Source organism: Bradyrhizobium barranii subsp. barranii (assembly GCF_017565645.3).
Taxonomy (GTDB): Bacteria; Pseudomonadota; Alphaproteobacteria; order Rhizobiales; family Xanthobacteraceae; genus Bradyrhizobium; species Bradyrhizobium barranii.
In genome coordinates, this window is record NZ_CP086136.1 from 4469080 (window position 1) to 4489317 (window position 20238).

Below are 20238 nucleotides of genomic sequence, written 5' to 3' on the forward strand. Positions count from 1 at the left end.
CCCCATACTGAGACTTATTCTTAACCCGGACCGCCGATGGCCTTTTATGTCGTACAGTTTCTGACCGGTCTCGCCAGCGCAGCGTCGCTGTTCCTGGTGGCCTCGGGCCTGTCGATCATCTTCGGCGTGACGCGGATCGTGAATTTCGCGCATGGCGCCTTCTACATGATCGGCGCCTACATCGCCTTCACGCTGACGGAGCGGCTTTCGGGTGCGTTCGGCTTCTGGGGCGGGATCGTCGTCGCCGCGTTTGCCGTGGCCTTGATCGGCGTCATCGTCGAGATGGTGCTGCTGCGCCGCATCTATCACGCGCCCGAGCTGTTCCAGCTGCTTGCGACCTTCGGCCTGACCTTGATGGTCGAGGATCTCGTCGTGCTGATCTGGGGCCCCGACGATCTCGTCGGCCGCCGCGCGCCGGGCTTCAAGGGCGCCATCGATTTCTTCGGCCAGAACATCCCGAGCTACGATTTGTTCCTGATCGTGCTCAGCCCGGTCGTACTCGGCATTCTCTGGCTGCTGTTCCAGCGCACGCGCTGGGGCGTGCTGGTGCGCGCGGCGACGCAGGACCGCGACATGGTCGCAGCGCTTGGCGTCAACCAGAAATGGCTGTTCACATCCGTGTTTGCGGTCGGCGTCTTCCTCGCCGCACTCGGCGGCGCGCTCCAGATCCCGCGCGATGCCGTGCATCACGCCATGGATTTGCGGATCATCGTCGAGGTCTTCGTCGTCGTCGTGATCGGTGGCCTCGGCAGCATCGTCGGCGCCTTCGTTGCGGCGGTGCTGGTCTCCGAGCTCAACGCCTTCGGCATCCTGATCTTCCCGAAGATCTCCATCATCCTGGTCTTCCTGGTGATGGCGGTGGTGCTGATCGTCCGGCCCTGGGGTCTGTTCGGCAAGCCCGAGGCGCCCGCGCGCAAGACACCAGGCCTCACTGTTAATCCCTGGCGGCCGCTGACGTCGAACGAGCGGCTCGCGGCGCTTGCCGCGCTCGTCATCGCGGCGACGTTGCCGCTGTTCGCCGGCAATTATGTTCTCACAGTCGGTTCGGAGATTGCGATCTTCGTGATCTTCGCCGTCAGCCTGCATTTCCTGATGTCGGTCGGTGGGCTCGCGTCCTTCGGGCATGCCGCTTATTTCGGTCTCGGCGCCTACGGCGTCGCCTTCCTCGCCAAGATGGCCGGGCTGCCGATGGTCGTGTGCCTGCTGCTCGGGCCGCTGCTGGGCTGCATGGGCGCTGCCGTGTTCGGTTTCTTCGCGGTGCAGCTTTCCGGCGTCTATTTCGCGATGCTGACGCTTGCGTTTGCGCAGATCGTCTGGTCGATCGCGTTCCAGTGGGTGAGTGTAACGGGCGGCGACAACGGCATACTCGGCGTCTGGCCGTCAAGCTGGGCGGCGAGCCCGGGGCATTTCTATTGGTTGGCGCTCGGCGTTGCGGCACTTGTGACGGTCGCGCTTCGGGCCATGGTATTCTCGCCGTTCGGCTACGCACTCAGGGCCACGCGCGACTCGCCTCTGCGCAGCGAGGCGGTCGGCATCAATGCCAAGCGCATCCAGTGGACGGCGTTCGTGATCGCAGGCACGACCGCCGGCATCGGCGGCGCGCTGTTCGCCTACCTCAAGGGTAGCGTCTTCCCCGACAATCTTGGGATCTCGCTGTCGGTCGACGCACTGGTCATGGTGCTGCTCGGCGGCGTCGAGACGGTGTCGGGCGCGGTGATCGGCGCCATCGTCTACAAGGCGCTCAACATCTGGCTGGTCAGCCAGACCGACCTGTCAAAACTTGTGCTCGGTGGCTTCATCGTGCTGATCGTCGTCGTCTTCCCCAAGGGCATCGTTGGCATGCTGGAGATGCTGGCGCAGCGGCGCAGGAAGACATCGCCGCCGGGATCTCCCTTGCTTGCCAAGCCGATCGAGTCCGTCGAATGAGCGTCGCACCCCCACTTCTCGCGGTTGAAGGCCTGTCCAAATCCTATGGCGGCATCCACGCCGTGCGTGGCGTCTCGTTTTCGCTGCGATCAGGCGAAATTCTGGCGCTGATCGGCCCGAACGGCGCGGGCAAGAGCACCTGCTTCGACATGCTCAACGGCCAGAACAAGCCTGATACCGGCCATGTCCGTCTGCTCGGCGAGGAGACCACCGGCAAGAAGCCGCGCGAGATCTGGCGGCTCGGTGTCGGGCGCACTTTCCAGATCACCGCGACCTTCGCGACGATGACCGTGCGCGAGAACGTGCAGGTCGCGCTGATCTCGCACGGCAAGCAGCTGTTCAATCTCTTCGGCTCGGCGCCGAACTTCGACCGCGGCGAGGCGGGCCGGCTGCTCGAGCTGGTGGGCATGGGCGGCTACGCCGATCGACCCTGCGGCGAGCTCGCCTATGGCGACCTCAAGCGGCTCGAGCTTGCGGTGGCGCTTGCCAACGATCCCAAGCTGCTGCTGATGGACGAGCCAACCGCCGGCATGGCGCCGCGCGAGCGCGTCGACCTGATGCGGCTGACGGCGCAGATCGCGCGGGAAAAATCGATCGGCGTGCTCTTCACCGAGCACGACATGGACGTGGTGTTCGAACATGCCGACCGCATTATCGTACTCAACCGCGGCACGTTGATCGCCGAAGGTTCGCCGGCCGAGGTGCGCGGCAATCCGCAGGTGCAGGCCGTCTATCTCGGCGAGGGCCTGCTTTACGATGCCGGGCATGGAGCCTCCGCATGAAGCTCACGGTGCAAGACCTCAACAGCCATTACGGCCCGGCCCATATCCTGTTCGACATCGGTTTCGAGGTCGGCGAGGGCGAGGTGGTGGCGTTGCTCGGCCGCAACGGCGCCGGCAAGTCGACGACGTTCCGCTCGATCGTCGGGCTCGTTGCCCAGCGCTCGGGGCGCATCATGTTCGAGGGCAAGGATGTCTCGGCGCGCCCGACGCATGAGATCGTGCGCGACGGGCTTGGTTACGTGCCCGAGGAGCGGCGCATCTTCACTGATTTGACGGTGGAGGAGAATCTCGAGGTCGGCCGGCAGCCGAAGCGTCCGAACGCCCCGCACTGGACCCGCGAAAAGCTGTTCACGCTGTTTCCAAATTTGGGTGAGATGAAGAACCGACCGGGCGGCCGCATGAGCGGCGGCGAGCAGCAGATGCTCACCATCGCGCGCACGCTGATGGGCAATCCGTCGCTGGTGCTGCTGGACGAGCCCTCGGAAGGCCTGTCGCCGAAGATCGTGGAGCAGATGGTCGATGCCATCCTGACCATGAAGAAGGAAGGCGTCAGCATCGTCGTGTCCGAGCAGAATTTGCATTTTGCGCGGCTGATCTCCGACCGCGCCTATATCATCGAGCGCGGCCGCATCTGCTTCGGCGGCACCATGGCCGAGCTCGACGCGCGTCCGGATGTCCGCGACGCGCATCTGTCGTTGTGAGGGGCGGGGAGCGGATGGCGAGAAGCGTTGCGGCGAAGAAAAGCGTCAAACCGGCAAAATTGTCTTACGTGCTCGACGAGCAGGTCGGCTTCATCCTGCGTCAGGTCTGGCAGCGCCACAGCTCGATCTTCTCGCGCGACATCGGCACCAATCTCACGCCGACGCAATGGGCGGCATTGTCGAAGCTGGCCGAGACCGGGCCATGCTCGCAGAACCAGCTCGGGCGGCTGACGGCGATGGATGTCGCGACCATCAAGGGCGTGATCGACCGCCTGACCGCACGGGGCCTGACCGAGACCAGCCAGGATCCCGAGGACGGACGGCGGCTTCTGGTCAGCCTGACGCGCGCCGGTCAGCAGCTTGCGGAGAAGGTCGCGCCGAGTGCGCTCGCGATCACCAGGGAAACGCTCGCGCCGCTCGACGCCAGGGAGCGCGAGATGCTGATGGCGCTGTTGAACAAGCTGCGGTGAGTAAGGTGCCGTAGGGTGGGCAAAGGCGCGTAAGCGCCGTGCCCACCATCTCTGCGGCTTGGCGAAGAACGGTGGGCACGCTTACGCTTTGCCCACCCTACGGCAGTTGAACAAGCTGCGGGGACTGGCGACTAACCTCGATGAAGGGTTTGTCGAGGTCTTCCGATATGAGAGCGGCGACGCGGTTCACACTGATTTTGGGTCTTGGTGCGGCGCTGGCGGGCGAATGCGCTCCTGCCTGCGCGGCACAGCCCTACGAGGGCTTCTGGGCGTCGACCAGAAAGGATTGCCGCGATCAGGACAGCGCCAACCGGATGAGCATCGAAGGCGGCAACCGCCTCTATTGGTACGAGACGCGCTGCCGCGCCAGCGAGATCACCGCAGACGGCAAGCAAAGCTGGAAGATGCGGCTTGCCTGCGAAGGCGAGGGCGAAAAGTTTCGCTCCGATCCCCGAGTCTCCGTTGCGGCGGATGGCCGGCTGGTGATCGAGAATGGCCCGGTCGGCCAGGCCAAGCGCCAGACCTACGTGCGCTGTGAGATCGCAAAGAAGCGCTGATCCCTTACGTCTTCCCCGGCCATTTGGCGCGGTAGCGGATTTCGCTGCCATCGGCGAGCCGCCGCCACGTGCCGAACTCCGGCGTATGCGGCGCCCGGGCCGTCAGGTCGATCGGATAGATCCGGCTCGGCTGGCCCTGGATGTTGACGGCGAGCTGCCGGTGCGAGGTTCTAAAGGCAAGCTCGACTTCGCCTGCGATGACGGGTTGGTCGCCATCACGATAGAAGGCGTAGGGGGTCACTTCACCCGGCATGGTGTTGATGTCGGTCTGCAGCTCGATGGTAATGCCTTGCGGTGACGTCGGCACCGTTGCTTCTGCCGGAAGACGAACCTCGAACACGAGCAGTGGATTGCTGGCGTTCGGATTGAGCCAGGGCGTGGCGGTCGTATACGCGTAGACGGCGTAAGTGACACCGGCGGCGAGGCAGAGCAGGACGACGACGCCGAGTGACTTCAGGCTGTTGCGTGCGAGGCCGCCGCTATTGTCGTCCTTGCGTGTCGCCAGCTTGGTGGCGAGCACCAGGCCGATGACTGCGCCGATGGGGGCGATGACGAACAGGGCGACCAGCCCCGTCGTGATCGGGTCTGCACGATTGCCGAAGCCGGTCAGCTCGAGCAGCCCGATCGTGGCGATGAAGCCTGCCACCGCACCGGCGATGCCGGCGGCAATCCGCAGCGAACTTTTCATGTCTCCCTCGATGGTCCAGCAATGAACTGCCGCCGCCGAGGGCTGCCTGCGTTAGACGCGGCAGGCAGCAGACTTGTTCAATGCCTTCGAGGCGCGACGCGAAGCGGCGAGCTGCTCCGGCTGCGTCACTTCGCCACCACTTCCGGCACCCGGCCGGCCGGCGGCGTGTTGCGGCTGCGCTGGGTGCGCACGATGCCGTCGATGATGGTCATGCCGATGCCGGGGAGGTCGCCGAGCTGCACGCTCTCCAGGATGGTCTTGCCGGGCGAATGCTGCGCCTTGTCCATGATGACGAAATCGGCGGAGCGGCCGACCTCGATCAGGCCGCAATCGAGCTGACGCATTCGCGCGGTGTTGCCGGTGGCAAGACAGAAGGCGAGTTCGGCCGGCAAATCGCCGAGCGAGGACAGCATCGAGACCATCCGCAAGATGCCGAGCGGCTGCACGCCGGAGCCGGCCGGCGCGTCGGTGCCGAGGATCACCCTGTGCAGATCGTTCATCTCGCGCGCGATGCGCAGCGTGAACAGGGCCGAGCGCTCATTGCCGTTGTGAACGATCTCGAGGCCGCGCTTGCAGCCCTCGCAGATGCAGCGGATCTGGTCGTCGGGAAGCGCGGTGTGGCCGCCATTGATGTGGCCGACCACGTCGGTGTCGGCCTCCAGCACCACGTCCTTGTCGATCAGGCCGGAGCCTGGGATCGAGGGGCCGCCGGTGTGGATCGTGCTCTGGATGCCGTATTTGCGGGCCCAGCCGACCATCTTGCGCGCCGTCGGGCCGTCCTTGACGCCGCCGAGGCCGACCTCGCCGAGCAGCTTGACGCCCGCCGCGGCCAACTCCTTGAAATCCTCCTCGACCATCTCGCATTCGATCACCGGTGCGCCGGCGTGAACCTTCACGCCGCCCGGGCGCAGATTCCAGAATGCGCGCTGGGCGAAGATCGCCATCGCCTTCAGCCCGACGACGTCGCGCGGGCGGCCGGGCATGTGCACCTCGCCGGCGGAGATCATCGTGGTGACGCCGCCATGCAAATTGCTGTCGATCCAGCCGATCTGGTTCTGGCGCGGCGTCCAGTCGCCCGCCACAGGGTGGACATGGCTGTCGATCAGGCCGGGCGCGACCGTGGTGCCGTTGGCCTCGACGATGGTGGTCGCGCCTTCGGTGTTGAGGTCCTTGAAGCGGCCGATCGCGGTGATCTTGCCGTTCTCGGCGACGATGGTGTCGCCGTCCAGGATCGGCTTTTCCAGGGCGCCGGACAGGATCAGGCCGATATTCCGGATCACGAGCTTCGAGGGTCCGGTGGCCTGGGGGGCGTCATGCGCCATGGAAGGGGCTCCTTGTTCCTAACTGCAACGCTCGCGATCTTGGGCAGCCTTGACCCCGGGAGCAAGCAGGATTATTCATTAGTACACGAATGATCGTGTACAAACGACGCATAGCTGCCCGCCTCGGAACCGCATTGGAAGCGACAGGGAAGGTGAGATGAGCAATTTCAATCAGGAAAGCGTTTTGAGCGTCCACCACTGGACCGACACGCTGTTCTCTTTCAAGACCACCCGCAGCCCGACCTTCCGTTTCCGCAACGGCGAATTCACCATGATCGGGCTCAAGGTCGGCGAGAAGCCGCTGCTGCGGGCCTACAGCGTCGCCAGCGCCAATTACGAGGAAACGCTTGAGTTCTTTTCGATCAAGGTGCCGGACGGTCCGCTGACCTCGCGCCTCCAGCACCTGAAGGAAGGCGACGAGATCATCGTCAGCCGCAAGGCCACCGGCACGCTGGTGATCGACAACCTCGAAGAGGGCCGCAACCTCTACCTCATCGGCACCGGCACGGGCCTCGCGCCGTTTCTGAGCGTGATCAAGGACCCCGAGACCTATGAGCGGTTCGAGAAGGTCGTGCTGCTGCACGGCTGCCGGCATGTGAAGGAGCTCGCCTATGGCGAGATGATCACCGAGACGCTGCCGAAGGACGAACTGATCGGCGAGTACATCCGCGATCAGCTGATCTACTATCCGACCGTGACCCGCGATCCCTTCCGCAACCGCGGCCGCATCACCGACCTCATCACCTCCGGCAAGCTGTTCGCCGATATCGGCCTGCCGCCGCTGGAAGCCGCCCATGACCGGGTCATGATCTGCGGCAGCCCGGCATTGGTCGCTGACACCCGCGTGCTGCTGGGCGAGCGCGGCCTCATTGAGGGCAATCACGGCGAGCCGGCCCAATTCGTGGTCGAAAAGGCCTTTGCCGAGCGCTGATCGCGGATTTTTCGCGCAATAAGACCGTATTTTCGCCGTTCGGCGGGCGTTGCGGCGCCGATTCCGTGCGCGATACACTGTGGGAGCGAATCAGCGGAGTTCCCACATGGTTGCGGACAGCGACAGCAACATCGCCTGGCACCGGGTCCAGTTGAAGAAGAACCGCGCCGAGTTGAAGGCGCTGGAGACCGCGCGCTTCACGATGGGCGAGATCGCGTCTTCGAAGCGGAATGGGGAGACCCAGAAGACGATTGCGGAACTCAAGCGCAAGATCTCGCTATCCGAGCGCGTCATCGCCGATCACGACAAGCGCACGCGCCGCCCCCTCGGCACCGATCTGCAAAGCCTCGCCAACGGTAGCTGGAGCCATTGGGACGCCTACACCAATCAGCAGCGCAAGACGGGCCAACGCTCGCCGGGGCGCGGATAGGCTCGCTTCTTCTCGCGCGGTTCCGGCCCTTGCGCGTCGCCGCGTACACACCATCTGGTTGAGGCGCCACCAACCAACACGGTGATCCCATGACACCGCGCCTCGATTTCACCAGCGAGGCCTTTTTCCGCGATCCGCCCAAGGCGATCGCGGCGCTGCGCGCGTCCGGCCCCGTGATCGCGACGCGATTTCCTCTGGTCGGCGATGTCTGGGTCACCACGACCCATGACGCCACGGCGCAGGTCCTGAAGGACGGCACCACCTTCACGCTGCGCAAGGGGGACGGCAAAGTCGCTGGCCTGCGCTGGTGGATGCCAAAACTGGTCACCACCATCGCCAACAACATGCTGACGATGGACGAGCCTGATCACACGAGGCTGCGCAGCATCGTGGACGAGGCTTTTCGCCGCCGCGCGATCGTGGCGATGGAGCCACGCATTCGTGCCATCGCCGACGGCTTGGCGAACGACCTGTTTGCCGATGGCAGCCCCGCCGACCTCGTCCAGCGTTACGCCCGCATCCTGCCGGTGTCGGTGATCTGCGAATTGCTGGGCCTGCCTGCGGCCGATCGGCCACGATTCATCGCCTGGGCCAACAAGATGTCGTCGCTGACGAATGTCGTCAGCTTCTTCCGCCTGCTGCTCGCGTTTCGCAAGATGCGCGCTTATCTCGAACGGCAGTTGCAGGTCGCACGCGTGCAGGGCGGCGAGGGCCTGATTGCGGAGCTGGTTCAGGTCGAGCGTGAGGGCGGCCAGATCACGCCGGACGAAATGGTGTCGATGGTGTTCCTGCTGCTTGCGGCAGGATCGGAGACCACGACGCATCTGATCAGCGGCTCGGTCTACGAGCTTCTCAGAAATCCGGGCTTGCGCGATTGGCTGGAGCAAGACCGAAGCCGCGTCGGGCTCGCTGTCGAGGAGTTTTTGCGCTTCGTGTCACCAGTGCAGTTTTCCAAGCCGCGCTATGTGCGGCGGGATATCGAGCTTGCGGGCGTGCCGCTGAAAAAGGGCGATCGCGTCATGGTCATGCTCGCCGCGGCGAACATGGATCCGGCGGTGCATGACCAGCCCGAGCGGCCCGACCTCACGCGCAAGCCAAACCGCCACATCTCGTTCGGAACGGGAATTCACTTCTGTCTCGGCCATCAGCTCGCACGGATCGAGGCGGCCTGTGCGCTGGAGGCGCTGTTTGCGCGATGGCCGAGGCTCGGTCTCGCCGTCGATCCCGCGCAAATCCACTGGCGCAAGCGGCCGGGCATGCGTGCCATCGCGGAGTTGCCGGTCGTTGCGGTGGACCGTCAGCCCGTCGATTTCCGTGATGCCACGACATCGCGCTCCCAGCCGAACACGGAGCGGCCGTCGAGATCGGGCGAGGCTTCACGCTCTCCGGCGATGTAGGCCTCGACCGACGGACCGCTGGCAGTCCGCTCCAGCCGCCGCGCCTGGTCGTCAAGGCGCCTGATTGCCTGCATCTCCTCTTCGCGTCCGAGCTTGGCGTTATGGATCGCGCCCTTCAGCACGCGGATGGTCTCGTCATAGACCTTGATCGGGACGGGGTAGGGATGCCGGTCCTTGCCGCCATGGGCGAGCGAGAAGCGCGCGGGATCGTTGAAGCGATAGGGCGCGCCATGCACGACCTCGGCGACCATCGCCAGCGAGCGCACGGTGCGCGCGCCGACGCCGGGCGTCAGCAGCAATTCCGGAAAATCGACCGGGCCGCGTTCGGCCGCGGCGGCCAGCGTGCCGTGCAGGCGGCGTGCGAACACGTCCTTGGGCCTGACATCATGATGCGCGGGCATGATCAGATGCGGCAGCATCGCCTGCGCCGGCTCGGGCGCAGTGCCGGTGAGCCGCTCGAATTCAGTGAGGATGCGATCGGGGCCGAGGCCGCTCAACAGCTCGAGCTGCGCGGCGCGCGAGACATCCGCGCGGTGATCGGTGAGATTGACGATCTCGCCCTGCTGCGGCCCGTCGATCGCGCTGTGCGGCGTATCGACAAAACTCTTCAGCGCCTCGGAATGCCAGTGATAGCGGCGGGCCTGGCGCTTGTCGCCGTTCATACCCTGCTGCACCACGGTCCACTTGCCGTCGGCAGTGACGAAGAAGCCGTGGAGATAGAGATCAAAACCGTCCTGAACCGCAGCGCTGTCGACCTTGGCGACCAGGCGACTGGCCCGCGTGAGGCTCGCGCCGTCCAAACCGACGCGATCGCCCAGCTGCAACAGCTCGTCCGGCGTCTTGCGCGAATGCTGGCCGCGTCCGCCGCAAACATAGATGCCGAGCTCATCCTGGAGCGGTCCGAGCCCGCGCTTCAGCGCGCCGATCACGGAGGTGGTGATGCCGGAGGAGTGCCAGTCCATCCCCATGACGGCACCGAATGACTGGAACCAGAACGGATGCGACAGCCGCTGCAGGAACGCGTCGCGGCCGTAGTGAAGTACGATCGCCTGTGTGACGATCGCCCCCAGCGAAGACATGCGGGTGGCAAGCCAGGGTGGAACCCGGCCGGTGTGGAGGGGAAGATCGGCGCTGCCGGTACGTCGAGTCATGATTGACGCAAATTAGCGCAGTTCGGCGACGCTTGCATCGAGGGAATATTGTATTGGGCAGGGCGGGAGGACACCTCACCCAAGTCCGCGAGCTACTCGCGCGTCGCCTTGGACGCGCCGCGCAGGCCCGCCTGCTGCTGGATCGTGTCCAGCGCGCCGGACGACTGCTCGTCCGTCACGAAGCGGTTGAGCAGGGGAAGGGCGTCCTCGCGCCCCTTGGGGATCGCGATGGCCATATGCTCGGCGCCCCAATTGCCGTCGAGGATTTTCGCGCCCGGCATCTGGTCGGACATCTCGAACAGCGTCGGTTTGTTGGTGGCGTAGAGGTCGATCTCGCCGCGGCCGAACATGGCGATCGCGACCTTGACGCTTTCCGCGGGGACGATGGTCGCGCTCCTGAACTTCGTCGGCAATGTCCGTTCCGAGGTCGACCCTTTGGTGACGCCGATCTTCACACCCGGTCTGTCGATGTCCTCGATCCTGCCGATCTGCGAGTTCGCCGGGACGAGATAGCCGAGCTCGATCGCCAGCACGGGCTGGCTGAAGCTGACCTCGTTGGCGCGGGCCGGCGTGGCGTTGGTCACGGTGAAGTCGACCTGGCCGTCGTGGATCGCGGTGACGATGTCGGCGACTCGCTGAAACCTGACATAGTCGATGCCAACGCCGAGCCTTCTGGCCAGTTCGCCGCCGAGATCGTAGGCGAGGCCATGCGGCTTGCCGGCCGCATCCGTCACCATCGAGGTCGGGCTGCCCGGATAGATGCCGACACGCAATCTTCCGCTCGGCGCCAGCAGCCTGGCTTCGCCATCGGCGCGCGCGGGCGCGCCGAGCAGGCCGGTCATTGCAAATGCGAGCAGGACGATGGGCGCAATTCGCCGGGAAGAGGTCCTCATGTGACGAGCCGCACTGTGCGCGGATGTCGGCGGCCTTCAGCACCGGCTCCCATTTGGTCGCTTCGGCGTGCATGTAGGCGTCAAAATCCTTGGCGGAGGAGCCGACCGGCGAGGCGCCAATCTTGCCGAGCGTCGACAGCACGTTCGCGTCCTGCAGTGCGGCCTTCAGATCGGTCTCGAGCTTCGCCACGATCTCCGGCGGCATCTTGGCAGGTCCAAGAACGCCCCACCAGACCGAGACGTCGTAGCCGGGGACGCCTGATTCCGCGATAGTTGGCACATTCGGCAGCGCCTTGGAGCGTTCGGCCGAGGTCACCGCGAGCGCGCGCACCGGGCCGCCTTCGAGCTGGCCGATCGCTTCCGCCAGCGGATTGATGCTGAGCGGAATCTCGCCAGCGATCACGGCGGTCAGCGCCGGTGCGCCGCCTTTGTAGGGGATCGCGACGATCTTGCTGCCGGACATGTATTTGAGCAGCTCGCCGGCGAGATGCGCGGAGGTGCCGTTGCCGGACATGCCGTAGGAGAGCTTGTCGGGCTCCTTCTTTGCGGCGGCGAGGAGATCGCCGAGCGTCTTGTAGGGGCTGTCCTTCGCGACCACGATCGCAAGCGGCGAGGAGGCGACCTCGGTGATCGCGGTGAAATCCTTGAACGTGTCGTAGGGCACGCTCGGATAGATGAACTGGTTGAGCGGATGGCCGCTCGCGACCAGGATCAGCGTGTAGCCGTCCGGGGCGGCCTGCGTCAGCGCTTGCGAGGCGACGATGCCGCCGGCGCCCGGACGGTTGTCGATCACCGGCTGCTGGCCCCAGGTCTTCGCCAGCGCCTGGCCGAGCGTACGCGCGAGCACGTCGACGGCGCCGCCCGCCGCATAGGGCACAAGGATATGGACCGGCTTGCTCGGGTAATTGTCGGCGGCCTGCGCGGTGCCGCCCAGCAGCAGACCGGCACCGAGCATCAAACCGCCGATTGTCTTGTTTAAACCCAGCATTTTCCAGCACTCCTTGCGGGCTTTCGCATCCTGCCTCGGTGTTCCGAGCCGTCCGGACGCCGCCCATGGTTCTTGTTGACGAGACCTGATCTTTTGTACGATAGTGCAAATCACATGGTACGCAAGCCCACCAGCAAGGAAACGGCCCGCAAGCCGAACATGCGCGAGGCGATCCTCGCCGCGGCCGAAGAGCTGTTCGCCACCAACGGCTTCAATGCCGTTTCGGTGCGCGACATCGCGCAGGCCGCCGGCGCCAATCCCGGCAGCGTGACCTATCATTTCAAGACCAAGGACGGTCTGCTGCTGGAGATCTACCAGCGCCATTGCGGGCCGATGAATTTGCGCCGTTCCGAGCTGCTCGCCGCGGCCAAGCGCGTGCGCGACCTCCAGGACCGGCTGGAGGCGATCGTGCGCGCCTATGTGGTGCCGGCCTTCACCTCGGGCAGCGATCTCGCCGGGGGCGGGGCGCGCTTCACGCGGCTGCGCGCCGTGATGTCCGCCGAAGGCAACGAGGTCGTGCGAAAAATCATCGCGCAGACCTTTGACGACACCAGCCACGCCTTCATCGATGCGGTCCACGAGAGCCTGCCGCATATTCCGCGCACCGACATCGTCTGGCGCAGCCACTTCCTGCTCGGCGCGCTCTATTACTCGCTGGTGACGCCGGATCGTGTCTCGCGCCTGTCGCGCGGCGAGGCCGACGGCAGCGATGCCGCCAGCGCCATCGAGCAACTGGTGCAGGCCACCGTCGCCGCGTTCCAGGCGCCGCCGCTCGATCAGGCCGCGCCGGTGCGGCGGCGGCCGGTCGTCAGCAGCAAGACTTGAAAGAAGCGATCTCGCTCGGCGGTTCACCTGATGACGATGATGTACACGCCGACCATTCCGCCGCCCGATCCGAACACGCGCACGCCGAAGTTCAAGCTGCCAAAGCTGTCCTGCGATGCGCATTGCCACATCTTCGGGCCCGGCGCGACATATCCGTATGCGCCTGACCGTTCTTACACGCCGCCGGATGCCCCGCTCGAAGATTTTCGAGCGCTGCATGCCAAGCTCGGCGTCGAGCGAGCCGTCATCGTCAATGCCAGCGTGCACGGCACTGATAACACTGTCGCGCTCGATGCGATCGCACAGAGCAATGGTGCCTATCGCGCAGTCGCCAACATTGACGACACCATCACCGAGCGTGGGCTCCAGGTGCTGCACGACGGCGGCTTCCGCGGCTGTCGGTTCAATTTCGTCCGCCATCTCGGTGGCGTCCCCGACAGAAACGTGTTCAACCGCGTCATCGCGATGGTCGCGCCACTCGGCTGGCACATCGATCTGCATTTCGATGCGATCGATCTGCCCGAATATGCCGACATGCTGGCAAAGCTGCCACTGAGCTACACCATCGACCATATGGGACGGGTGAGGGCGTCAGAGGGGCTCGACCAGCTTCCGTTCAGGATTCTGATCGAGCTGATGCAGCGCGACGAGAAATGCTGGGTCAAGATCTGCGGCTCGGAGCGGGTGTCCTCGGCCGGACCGCCGTTCACGGACGCGGTGCCGTTCGCGCGCAAGATCGTCGAGACCGCGCCCGACCGCGTCATCTGGGGCACCGACTGGCCGCATCCCAACGTCAAGGTGATGCCGAATGACGGCGATCTGGTCGACCTGATCCCGCTGTTCGCGCCGGAGCCGGAATTACAGCAGAAGATCCTCGTCGATAATCCCGCGCATCTGTTTGGGTTCGACACATGACGGTGCTCGCGATCGATACGTTGCTTATCAAGGAAAGAGGGGAGTTCGTCCCATGAAAACAGGTCTCGTGATCACCGCCCATCCCGGCGATTTCGTCTGGCGCGCCGGCGGCGCCATCGCGCTGCATGCGAAGAAGGGTTATCGCATGAAGATCGTCTGCATGTCCTTTGGCGAGCGCGGCGAGAGCCAGTTCGCCTGGAAGGAAAAAGGCGCGACGCTGGAGTCGGTCAAGGCAGGTCGCAAGGACGAGGCGGAGCGGGCGGCGAAGCTGCTCGGCGCCGAGATCGAGTTCTTCGACTGCGGCGATTATCCGCTGAAGCTCACCGAGGCGCATTTCGACCGCATGGTCGATATCTACCGCGAGCTCAATCCGAGCTTCGTGCTGACGCATGCGCTGGAAGATCCCTATAATTTCGACCATCCGAACGCGGCGCATTTCGCGCAGGAGACCCGCGTGGTCGCGCAGGCGATGGGCCACAAGCCCGGCGCGCAGTACAAATATTCGGCGCCCCCGGTGTTCCTGTTCGAGCCGCACCAGCCCGAGCAGTGCAACTACAAGCCGGACCTGCTCCTCAAGATCGACGAGGTCTGGAAGGAGAAGTACGAGGCGTTCCAGATCCTCGCCGCGCAAAAACATCTCTGGGGTTACTACGAGCGCGTCGCGCTCAACCGTGGCATCCAGGGCAGCCGCAACACCGGCGTGCCCATGACCTATGGCGAGGCCTATCAGCGCCTGTTCCCGACGGTTGCGGAGGAGCTGGCATGAAGCCCGTCGTCGTTCGCAACATCAAGCGAGCCGATCCCGCCGGAATGGCGGAATACGGCGTCTCGACCGTGCACGAGGCTTACGGTCGCCTCGGCCTGATGAAGCCTTACTTGCGGCCTGTCTGGGCAGGTGCGTCGATTGCCGGCCCCGCCGTCACCGTTCTGGCACAGCCCGGCGACAACTGGATGATCCATGTCGCGGTCGAGCAGTGCAGGAAGGGCGACATCCTCGTCGTCGGCTGCACCACTGATAACACCGACGGCATGTTCGGCGAGCTGCTCGCGACCTCGCTGCAGGCGCGCGGCGTGCAGGGGCTGATCATCGACGCCGGCTGCCGCGACGTGAAAGCGCTGCACGAGATGAAGTTTCCGGTGTGGTCGCGCGCGGTCTCGGCCAAGGGCACGGTCAAGGCGACGCTCGGCTCGGTCAACGTTCCCGTGGTTTGCGCCGGCGTCAACGTCGATCCCGGCGACATCATCGTGGCCGATGACGACGGCGTCGTCGTGGTGCCCAAGCGCTATGCCGCTGAGGTCGCCGAAAAGGCGAAGAAGCGCAACGCGGACGAGGGCGGCAAGCGCAGGCGGCTGGCCTCGGGTGAGCTCGGCCTCGATATGTACAACATGCGCGAGGCGCTGGCGAAGGCCGGGCTCGTCTATGTCGACAATCCCGAGGACGTCTAAGCGGGACCAGAGAAGCGGAGCGGGCGGATGGATCGTCTCAAGTTGAAGGCCGTGCTCGGCAGTCACCCTCACGTGCAGGCGGTGAAGAGCGGCGAGCTCCGCTCCGACCTGTTCGACCTCGATTTCATCGCGTACACGCCGACCAACACGGCGTTCAAGCCGATGGTGCGCGAGCAGGCTTTCGACGTCTGCGAGATGGCGATCGTCACCTATCTGATGGCGAAGGCGCATGGCAAGCCGCTGGTGCTACTGCCTGCCACCATGCTCGGCCGCTTTCAGCATTCCTACGCGCTCTACAACCCTGCAAGGGGAGCGCTCGGCCCCTCCGATCTCGAAGGCAAGCGCGTTGGCATCCGCTCGTTCACGACGACGACGGGCGCATGGATCAGGGGCATTCTCGCCAACGACTATGGTGTCAATCTCGACAAGATCCGCTGGATCACCTTCGAGGATCCGCACGTTGCCGAATATGTCGACACCACCGAGCGTGCGCCGAAGGACAAGAAGGTCCTGCAGATGCTGCTCGACGGCGAACTCGACGCCGTCCTCGGCGAGACCTCTGATCATCCCACATTGAAGCCGCTATTCCCCGATCCGGCCGCAGAGGCTGCCAAATGGTACACCCGTCGTGGCGTCGTCCCGGTCAATCATCTCGTGGTCGTGACCGAGCAGCTTGCAAGATCGCGCCCCGATGTGGTTGCGGGCGTCTATGATCTCCTGAAGCGGAACAAGGCGCAGGTGGGACCCGCGGCGACGCCCGACCTCGTTCCGTTCGGGATCGAGGCGAACAGAAAGCCGTTGGAGCTGATCGTCGACTACGCATTCCAGCAGGCGCTGATCCCGCGCCGCTATGCGGTCGAGGAGCTGTTCGACGCGACGACGCGAGGATTGAATTGATGGCAGGTGATCCCAGGCGCTGGCAGATCGGGCTCGTCGGCTACGGCGAGGTCGGCAGGATCCTGGCTGAGGATTTGCGGCAGCAGGACATCAAGGTAGCCGCTTACGACATCAAGCTCGGAGGCGGGCACGGCGCTCCGCTGAAGGAGCATGCGGCGAAGTTCGGCGTGACGCTGGCGGTGTCTCACGCCGAGCTGACCGCGAAATCCGATTTCATCATCTCCGCGGTCACGGCGAGCCAGGCCGTGCCCGTTGCAAAAGCCTGCGCGGCTGCGATCAACCAGGGCACCTGGTTCCTGGATTTCAATTCGGCCTCGCCGGGTGCCAAGCAGCGCGCCGCCGCTCTGATCGACGGCGCTGCAGGACGCTATGTCGAGGGCGCGGTGATGACCTCGGTGCCGCCTTATCGTATCAAGGTGCCGCTGCTGCTCGGCGGTCCCGGCGCGAGGGAGCTGGAGCCGCTGCTGAACGCGATTGGCTTTGCGGCCAAGGTCGCGAGCGACAAGCTCGGCGTGTCCTCGGCGGTGAAGATGTGCCGCAGCATCATGATCAAGGGCCTGGAGGCCATGGTCATCGAGAGCTTTACCACCGCGCGCGCCTATGGCGTCGAGGATGCGGTGCTGGCCTCGCTCGCGGAGACGTTTCCCGCGATCGACTGGGAGAAGCAGGGCGCCTATTGCTTCCAGCGCGTGATCGAGCACGGCCGTCGCCGTGCCGAGGAGGTGCGTGAAGTCGCGGAGACCGTGCGCGAGGCGGGGCTGACGCCATGGTCGGCGCAGGGCACCGCCGAACGCCAGGCCTGGGTCGCCGATCTCGCTGACGAAGGCCTGTTCGGCATCAAGGGGACGAAGGAATTTGCCCGCAGCGCCGATTGGTGTACCGAGGCGGATCGCATTCTGGCGAAGATCAAGCGCTGAGATCCAGCGCGCATTCAGCTCAAGACTCTGCTGCCGCCGCGTAGTCCGAGAGTTCGTCGCGCGCGAGCTCGATCAGGCTGATCAGGCTCGTGGCTTCGCGGACGACTTCCGTGGTGCGCTCGGTGCGGAACTCGGTGAGAATCGTGCGAATGCATTTGTCGGCCGTATCGAGCGTCAACAGCGCGCGGGCCATGTCGTCCTGCGTGTGGATTGCCGATATGTCGATGCCCGACAGGACTTCGCCGATGCCGGTCAGTCGCTTGATGGCCATCTCGGCGGGCGTGTTGGCCCGAATGGAATGGTAATCGATGCTGCTGAATGCGCTGAACATTCCATACTTCCCCGGAGAACGCAGATGTCAGTGCGCGTCTTAGTATGATCTCCTTGGCCCGTCGTGCAATGCGCGTATTTACGGTCAGGGATTCTACCGGATTGGGGAGTGAGGAAAGCTAGCGGTATAATCGAACGGAAAAGATCCGATCATTACCGCGCTTCCCGACAATCTTACCGTCGCATGCGACGAGCTTGCCTTCCTTGTACACGGAGCGCCCTTGCGGCACGCCGACAACGGCTTCAGGAATATGCTCGGCATTCAGTGTCACGAAATCGGCCTTGGCGCCGACGCGCAGGCCATAGCCTTCGAGCCGCAGCGCTTTTGCGCCTGATACGGTGACGACATCGAACGCGACACGCAGCTCTTCATCGATGTTGAAGCCCGAGCGATAGCCGAGGGTCGTGGCCCGGCGCAGCATGTCGCCGTCGCCATAGGGCCACCAGGAATCGCGGATGTTGTCGTTGCCGCTGAAGACGGTGACGCCGGCATTGCGCAGGGCCAGGATCGGCGGGAACGGCCGAGCGCCCGGCGCATTGGTCATGATCGCGACGCCCGAGCGGGCGAGGGTGTCGGCGATCTTCTTGAGCTGATCCATGGGGATGTCGCCGAGCCCGTAAGCATGGCTGACGGCAACGCGTCCCTCCATACCGAGCGCGCGGGTGCGCGCTGCGATCTGCTCGATTTCGAACGCGCCCAGCGTGCCCATGTCATGCAGATGGATGTCGACGTCGACGCCGTGCTTGCCGGCCGCGCCGAACACGACGTCGAGATGCTTCTCGATGTCGCGATCGAAGCTTGCGGGGTCGAGCCCGCCGACGAGATCGGCGCCGAGCCCGATGGCCTCGTCCAGCAATTGCGGCGTGCCCGGGCTCATCAGGATGCCGCTCTGGGGGAAGGCGACGAGCTGGATGTCGATCAGGCCCTTGTATTCCTCGCGCACGCGCAAAATCGTCTCGAGCGATTTCAGGCCGACCGAGCCGTCGACCATGACGTGGCTGCGCATCTGCGTGGTGCCGTGGCCGATGCAGAGGTCGAGCTGGTTGCGTGCGCGCACATCCATCGGCGCTGATACGGCCATGTTCTGGGCCTGGAAGGCGACGCGCTCATGCACGTCGAACCCGCTGGTGCATGGCTTGTGCGGACGCCAGGCGTCGCCATAGAAGCTGGTGTCGAGATGGATGTGGCCTTCGACGAAGCCGGGAACGACGAGGACGTTGCCGAGGTCGATGGTCTCGTTCGCGGCGGGACGCTCATCGACGGACGTGATCGCGGCGATGCGGCCGTCGGCGACGACGATGTGATGCCGGGCTCCGCCGTCGAAGCGCGCGTTCAGGAAGATCGTGTCGAAGGCCATCCGGTTGCTCCGTTGGTCGATTGTGATGATCATCGCGCAAGCTGCGGGTAGGGCGCAAGGCGCGGAAACTCGGTCAGCCCGGCCCGAACAAGGTGGGCCGCTGCCGTTCAAACGTCTGCCGGCCAGCCTTGAAGCCCATCACGATGTCCGGCAGTTCGGCGATGGCGAAGCGGCTGTCCTGGGTATCGAGCACGACGAGATCGGCGGGGTTGCCGACCTTGATGCCGTAATCGCCAAGGCTCATCAGCCGCGCCGGCAGTTCGGTCACGAGATCCAGGCAGGTATCGAAGTCGCTGACCGAGGCGTGCGCGACGTTGGCGTAGAAATTTGCCATCCGCAGCAGCGAGGCGTCGCCGAATGGCGTGAACGGGTTGAGCACGTTGTTGGTCGCGACCGAACACAGCACGCCGTCGCCGGCGAGCTTGTGCGCAAGCGTCAGCCCGCGCGGCACGTTGTGGGTGGCTTCGCGGCCCATCAGATAGAGATCGGTTGCGGGCAGGACGGTGACGGCAACGCCTGATGTCGCCAGCTGCGCGGTGGCCGCCTTCATCCGCTCCGGCGGTAGCGCCGAGAGTTTTGTCGCGTGGCCGATCGCCACGCGCCCCTGGTAGTTGCGCCGCTCGGTCTGGCGGCAGACCTCGTCGAGGTGCCACCAGGAGGGGTCGAGATCGAAATCGAGATGGAGGTCGACGTCGACGTCGAATTCCTGCGCGAGATCGAAGATGCGCGCGAGGTGCGCGTTCGGGTCGGTGTCCATGTAGGGACAGCCGCCGATCGCTTCGCCGCCGTCGCGCAGCGCCTGCACCAGCAGCTCTTCGCTGCCGGGGTCGTTGGTCAGGCCTTCCTGCGGGAAGACACAGAGCGACAGGTCGATCGCCCAGGCATAGTCGCGCTTCAGCGCCTTGACCGCCTCGAAGCCGCGCAAGGCGATGCGGGGGTCGATCTCGACATGGGTCCGCATGCGCGTCGTGCCATGCACGATGGCGCGTTCGAGCACTTTTGCGCCGCGCGCGTAGACGTCCTCGACCGTAAAGTCCTTCTTCATCCCGGCCACGGCGCGGATCGCGTCCGAGACGCTGCCGTGATTGTGCCCGCAGCGGCCGAGCAGGCAGGCCTTGTCGAGATGGACGTGGGTGTCGACGAACCCGGGCAGGGCGAGGCGCCCGCCGACATCGACCTCGACGGCCTCGCAGGCAAGCTGCGGCTCGATCGCGGCGATGCGGCCGCCCTTCACGCCGATATCGACGGGTGCGGCGGATGATCGCAACAGCGTGTTGCGGAAGATCAGGTCGAAGGCGGGTTGGGCGGTCATGG

General features: G+C 65.0%; 21 protein-coding genes and 1 pseudogene. 14 read left to right on the forward strand and 8 right to left on the reverse strand.

Going from position 1 to position 20238, the window contains the following annotated elements; translation table 11 throughout:
* Positions 1 to 36: 36 nt before the first annotated feature.
* From J4G43_RS21050 to J4G43_RS21070, 5 genes are all read left to right on the forward strand, one after another.
* Positions 37 to 1926: an ABC transporter permease gene (locus J4G43_RS21050; RefSeq protein ID WP_208086151.1), complete on the forward strand. Its 1890-nt coding sequence runs from the start codon at positions 37 to 39 to the stop codon at positions 1924 to 1926.
* Complete coding sequence (locus J4G43_RS21055) at positions 1923 to 2708, forward strand: ABC transporter ATP-binding protein (RefSeq protein WP_166352338.1); 786 nt, start codon at positions 1923 to 1925, stop codon at positions 2706 to 2708. Before J4G43_RS21050 ends, J4G43_RS21055 begins: the two co-directional genes overlap by 4 nt.
* On the forward strand, positions 2705 to 3409 hold the full coding sequence (locus J4G43_RS21060; protein ID WP_166352340.1) for an ABC transporter ATP-binding protein: 705 nt from the start codon (positions 2705 to 2707) through the stop codon (positions 3407 to 3409). Before J4G43_RS21055 ends, J4G43_RS21060 begins: the two co-directional genes overlap by 4 nt.
* A 14-nt stretch (positions 3410 to 3423) precedes the next feature.
* Positions 3424 to 3879, forward strand: a complete 456-nt coding sequence (locus J4G43_RS21065) for a MarR family winged helix-turn-helix transcriptional regulator (protein WP_208086152.1) — start codon at positions 3424 to 3426, stop codon at positions 3877 to 3879.
* A gap of 167 nt (positions 3880 to 4046) precedes the next feature.
* Positions 4047 to 4436 (forward strand): hypothetical protein, encoded by a 390-nt coding sequence (locus tag J4G43_RS21070; RefSeq protein ID WP_208086153.1) that lies wholly within the window; start codon positions 4047 to 4049, stop codon positions 4434 to 4436.
* Between the two features lie 4 nt (positions 4437 to 4440).
* Here J4G43_RS21070 and J4G43_RS21075 read toward each other — a convergent pair whose 3' ends face one another.
* Both J4G43_RS21075 and J4G43_RS21080 read right to left on the reverse strand, forming a co-directional pair.
* On the reverse strand, positions 4441 to 5124 hold the full coding sequence (locus J4G43_RS21075; protein ID WP_208086154.1) for a hypothetical protein: 684 nt from the start codon (positions 5122 to 5124) through the stop codon (positions 4441 to 4443).
* Between the two features lie 125 nt (positions 5125 to 5249).
* Complete coding sequence (locus J4G43_RS21080) at positions 5250 to 6446, reverse strand: amidohydrolase family protein (protein WP_085404802.1); 1197 nt, start codon at positions 6444 to 6446, stop codon at positions 5250 to 5252.
* Positions 6447 to 6603: 157 nt separating this feature from the next.
* Between J4G43_RS21080 and J4G43_RS21085 the strand changes: the two genes are divergently transcribed.
* The 3 genes from J4G43_RS21085 to J4G43_RS21095 all read left to right on the forward strand — a co-directional run bounded on the left by J4G43_RS21085 (position 6604) and on the right by J4G43_RS21095 (position 9204).
* Complete coding sequence (locus J4G43_RS21085; RefSeq protein WP_208086155.1) at positions 6604 to 7377, forward strand: ferredoxin--NADP reductase; 774 nt, start codon at positions 6604 to 6606, stop codon at positions 7375 to 7377.
* Between the two features lie 106 nt (positions 7378 to 7483).
* Positions 7484 to 7807, forward strand: a complete 324-nt coding sequence (locus J4G43_RS21090) for a hypothetical protein (RefSeq protein ID WP_166352348.1) — start codon at positions 7484 to 7486, stop codon at positions 7805 to 7807.
* Between the two features lie 89 nt (positions 7808 to 7896).
* Positions 7897 to 9204, forward strand: coding sequence for a cytochrome P450 family protein (locus J4G43_RS21095; RefSeq protein ID WP_208086156.1), 1308 nt, complete (start codon positions 7897 to 7899; stop codon positions 9202 to 9204).
* Here J4G43_RS21095 and J4G43_RS21100 read toward each other — a convergent pair.
* The 3 genes and pseudogenes from J4G43_RS21100 to J4G43_RS21110 form a co-directional block, all read right to left on the reverse strand.
* Positions 9105 to 10355 carry a DUF763 domain-containing protein gene (locus tag J4G43_RS21100; protein ID WP_208086157.1) on the reverse strand — a complete coding sequence of 417 codons (1251 nt, stop codon included), beginning with the start codon at positions 10353 to 10355 and terminating at the stop codon, positions 9105 to 9107. The genes J4G43_RS21095 and J4G43_RS21100 overlap by 100 nt on opposite strands.
* A gap of 92 nt (positions 10356 to 10447) precedes the next feature.
* Positions 10448 to 11248, reverse strand: coding sequence for an ABC transporter substrate-binding protein (locus tag J4G43_RS21105; protein ID WP_208086158.1), 801 nt, complete (start codon positions 11246 to 11248; stop codon positions 10448 to 10450).
* A gap of 13 nt (positions 11249 to 11261) precedes the next feature.
* Positions 11262 to 12236 (reverse strand): annotated as a pseudogene (locus tag J4G43_RS21110) (tripartite tricarboxylate transporter substrate binding protein); the annotation flags it as partial.
* A 114-nt stretch (positions 12237 to 12350) separates the two neighbouring features.
* Between J4G43_RS21110 and J4G43_RS21120 the strand changes: the two are divergent.
* Genes J4G43_RS21120 through J4G43_RS21145 form a run of 6 tightly spaced genes read left to right on the forward strand, consistent with a single transcriptional unit; the run spans position 12351 to position 17236 of the window.
* The gene (locus J4G43_RS21120) at positions 12351 to 13061 is read left to right on the forward strand and encodes a TetR/AcrR family transcriptional regulator (protein WP_208086159.1); all 711 of its coding nucleotides are present in this window, start codon (positions 12351 to 12353) and stop codon (positions 13059 to 13061) included.
* 30 nt (positions 13062 to 13091) lie between these two features.
* Positions 13092 to 13976, forward strand: coding sequence for an amidohydrolase family protein (locus tag J4G43_RS21125; protein ID WP_208086160.1), 885 nt, complete (start codon positions 13092 to 13094; stop codon positions 13974 to 13976).
* Between the two features lie 52 nt (positions 13977 to 14028).
* Complete coding sequence (locus tag J4G43_RS21130) at positions 14029 to 14742, forward strand: PIG-L deacetylase family protein (protein WP_027517331.1); 714 nt, start codon at positions 14029 to 14031, stop codon at positions 14740 to 14742.
* The gene (locus tag J4G43_RS21135; protein ID WP_208086161.1) at positions 14739 to 15422 is read left to right on the forward strand and encodes a 4-carboxy-4-hydroxy-2-oxoadipate aldolase/oxaloacetate decarboxylase; all 684 of its coding nucleotides are present in this window, start codon (positions 14739 to 14741) and stop codon (positions 15420 to 15422) included. The genes J4G43_RS21130 and J4G43_RS21135 overlap by 4 nt, the downstream gene beginning before the upstream one ends.
* A gap of 27 nt (positions 15423 to 15449) precedes the next feature.
* A complete protein-coding gene (locus J4G43_RS21140; RefSeq protein WP_208086162.1) occupies positions 15450 to 16319 on the forward strand; it encodes a substrate-binding domain-containing protein in 870 nt (289 codons plus the stop codon).
* A complete protein-coding gene (locus J4G43_RS21145) occupies positions 16319 to 17236 on the forward strand; it encodes a DUF1932 domain-containing protein (RefSeq protein ID WP_208086163.1) in 918 nt (305 codons plus the stop codon). Before J4G43_RS21140 ends, J4G43_RS21145 begins: the two co-directional genes overlap by 1 nt.
* A gap of 19 nt (positions 17237 to 17255) precedes the next feature.
* Here J4G43_RS21145 and J4G43_RS21150 read toward each other — a convergent pair whose 3' ends face one another.
* The 3 genes from J4G43_RS21150 to J4G43_RS21160 form a co-directional block, all read right to left on the reverse strand.
* Entirely contained in the window at positions 17256 to 17567 is a 312-nt protein-coding gene (locus tag J4G43_RS21150; RefSeq protein ID WP_071915057.1) for a hypothetical protein, read from the reverse strand.
* A 118-nt stretch (positions 17568 to 17685) separates the two neighbouring features.
* Complete coding sequence (locus J4G43_RS21155) at positions 17686 to 18924, reverse strand: amidohydrolase family protein (protein ID WP_208086164.1); 1239 nt, start codon at positions 18922 to 18924, stop codon at positions 17686 to 17688.
* A gap of 73 nt (positions 18925 to 18997) precedes the next feature.
* On the reverse strand, positions 18998 to 20236 hold the full coding sequence (locus tag J4G43_RS21160) for an amidohydrolase family protein (protein ID WP_208086165.1): 1239 nt from the start codon (positions 20234 to 20236) through the stop codon (positions 18998 to 19000).
* Positions 20237 to 20238 lie beyond the last annotated feature (2 nt).

Coding starts and splice junctions, on each gene's coding strand:
- J4G43_RS21120 (WP_208086159.1), top strand. CDS start 12,351: ATGGTACGCAAGCCCACCAGCAAGGAAACGGCCCGCAAGCCGAACATG.
- J4G43_RS21075 (WP_208086154.1), bottom strand. CDS start 5,124: ATGAAAAGTTCGCTGCGGATTGCCGCCGGCATCGCCGGTGCGGTGGCA.
- J4G43_RS21135 (WP_208086161.1), top strand. CDS start 14,739: ATGAAGCCCGTCGTCGTTCGCAACATCAAGCGAGCCGATCCCGCCGGA.
- J4G43_RS21150 (WP_071915057.1), bottom strand. CDS start 17,567: ATGTTCAGCGCATTCAGCAGCATCGATTACCATTCCATTCGGGCCAAC.
- J4G43_RS21105 (WP_208086158.1), bottom strand. CDS start 11,248: ATGAGGACCTCTTCCCGGCGAATTGCGCCCATCGTCCTGCTCGCATTT.
- J4G43_RS21155 (WP_208086164.1), bottom strand. CDS start 18,924: ATGGCCTTCGACACGATCTTCCTGAACGCGCGCTTCGACGGCGGAGCC.
- J4G43_RS21050 (WP_208086151.1), top strand. CDS start 37: ATGGCCTTTTATGTCGTACAGTTTCTGACCGGTCTCGCCAGCGCAGCG.
- J4G43_RS21100 (WP_208086157.1), bottom strand. CDS start 10,355: ATGACTCGACGTACCGGCAGCGCCGATCTTCCCCTCCACACCGGCCGG.
- J4G43_RS21065 (WP_208086152.1), top strand. CDS start 3,424: ATGGCGAGAAGCGTTGCGGCGAAGAAAAGCGTCAAACCGGCAAAATTG.
- J4G43_RS21080 (WP_085404802.1), bottom strand. CDS start 6,446: ATGGCGCATGACGCCCCCCAGGCCACCGGACCCTCGAAGCTCGTGATC.
- J4G43_RS21095 (WP_208086156.1), top strand. CDS start 7,897: ATGACACCGCGCCTCGATTTCACCAGCGAGGCCTTTTTCCGCGATCCG.
- J4G43_RS21145 (WP_208086163.1), top strand. CDS start 16,319: ATGGCAGGTGATCCCAGGCGCTGGCAGATCGGGCTCGTCGGCTACGGC.
- J4G43_RS21070 (WP_208086153.1), top strand. CDS start 4,047: ATGAGAGCGGCGACGCGGTTCACACTGATTTTGGGTCTTGGTGCGGCG.
- J4G43_RS21060 (WP_166352340.1), top strand. CDS start 2,705: ATGAAGCTCACGGTGCAAGACCTCAACAGCCATTACGGCCCGGCCCAT.
- J4G43_RS21090 (WP_166352348.1), top strand. CDS start 7,484: ATGGTTGCGGACAGCGACAGCAACATCGCCTGGCACCGGGTCCAGTTG.
- J4G43_RS21125 (WP_208086160.1), top strand. CDS start 13,092: ATGACGATGATGTACACGCCGACCATTCCGCCGCCCGATCCGAACACG.
- J4G43_RS21160 (WP_208086165.1), bottom strand. CDS start 20,236: ATGACCGCCCAACCCGCCTTCGACCTGATCTTCCGCAACACGCTGTTG.
- J4G43_RS21055 (WP_166352338.1), top strand. CDS start 1,923: ATGAGCGTCGCACCCCCACTTCTCGCGGTTGAAGGCCTGTCCAAATCC.
- J4G43_RS21130 (WP_027517331.1), top strand. CDS start 14,029: ATGAAAACAGGTCTCGTGATCACCGCCCATCCCGGCGATTTCGTCTGG.
- J4G43_RS21085 (WP_208086155.1), top strand. CDS start 6,604: ATGAGCAATTTCAATCAGGAAAGCGTTTTGAGCGTCCACCACTGGACC.
- J4G43_RS21140 (WP_208086162.1), top strand. CDS start 15,450: ATGGATCGTCTCAAGTTGAAGGCCGTGCTCGGCAGTCACCCTCACGTG.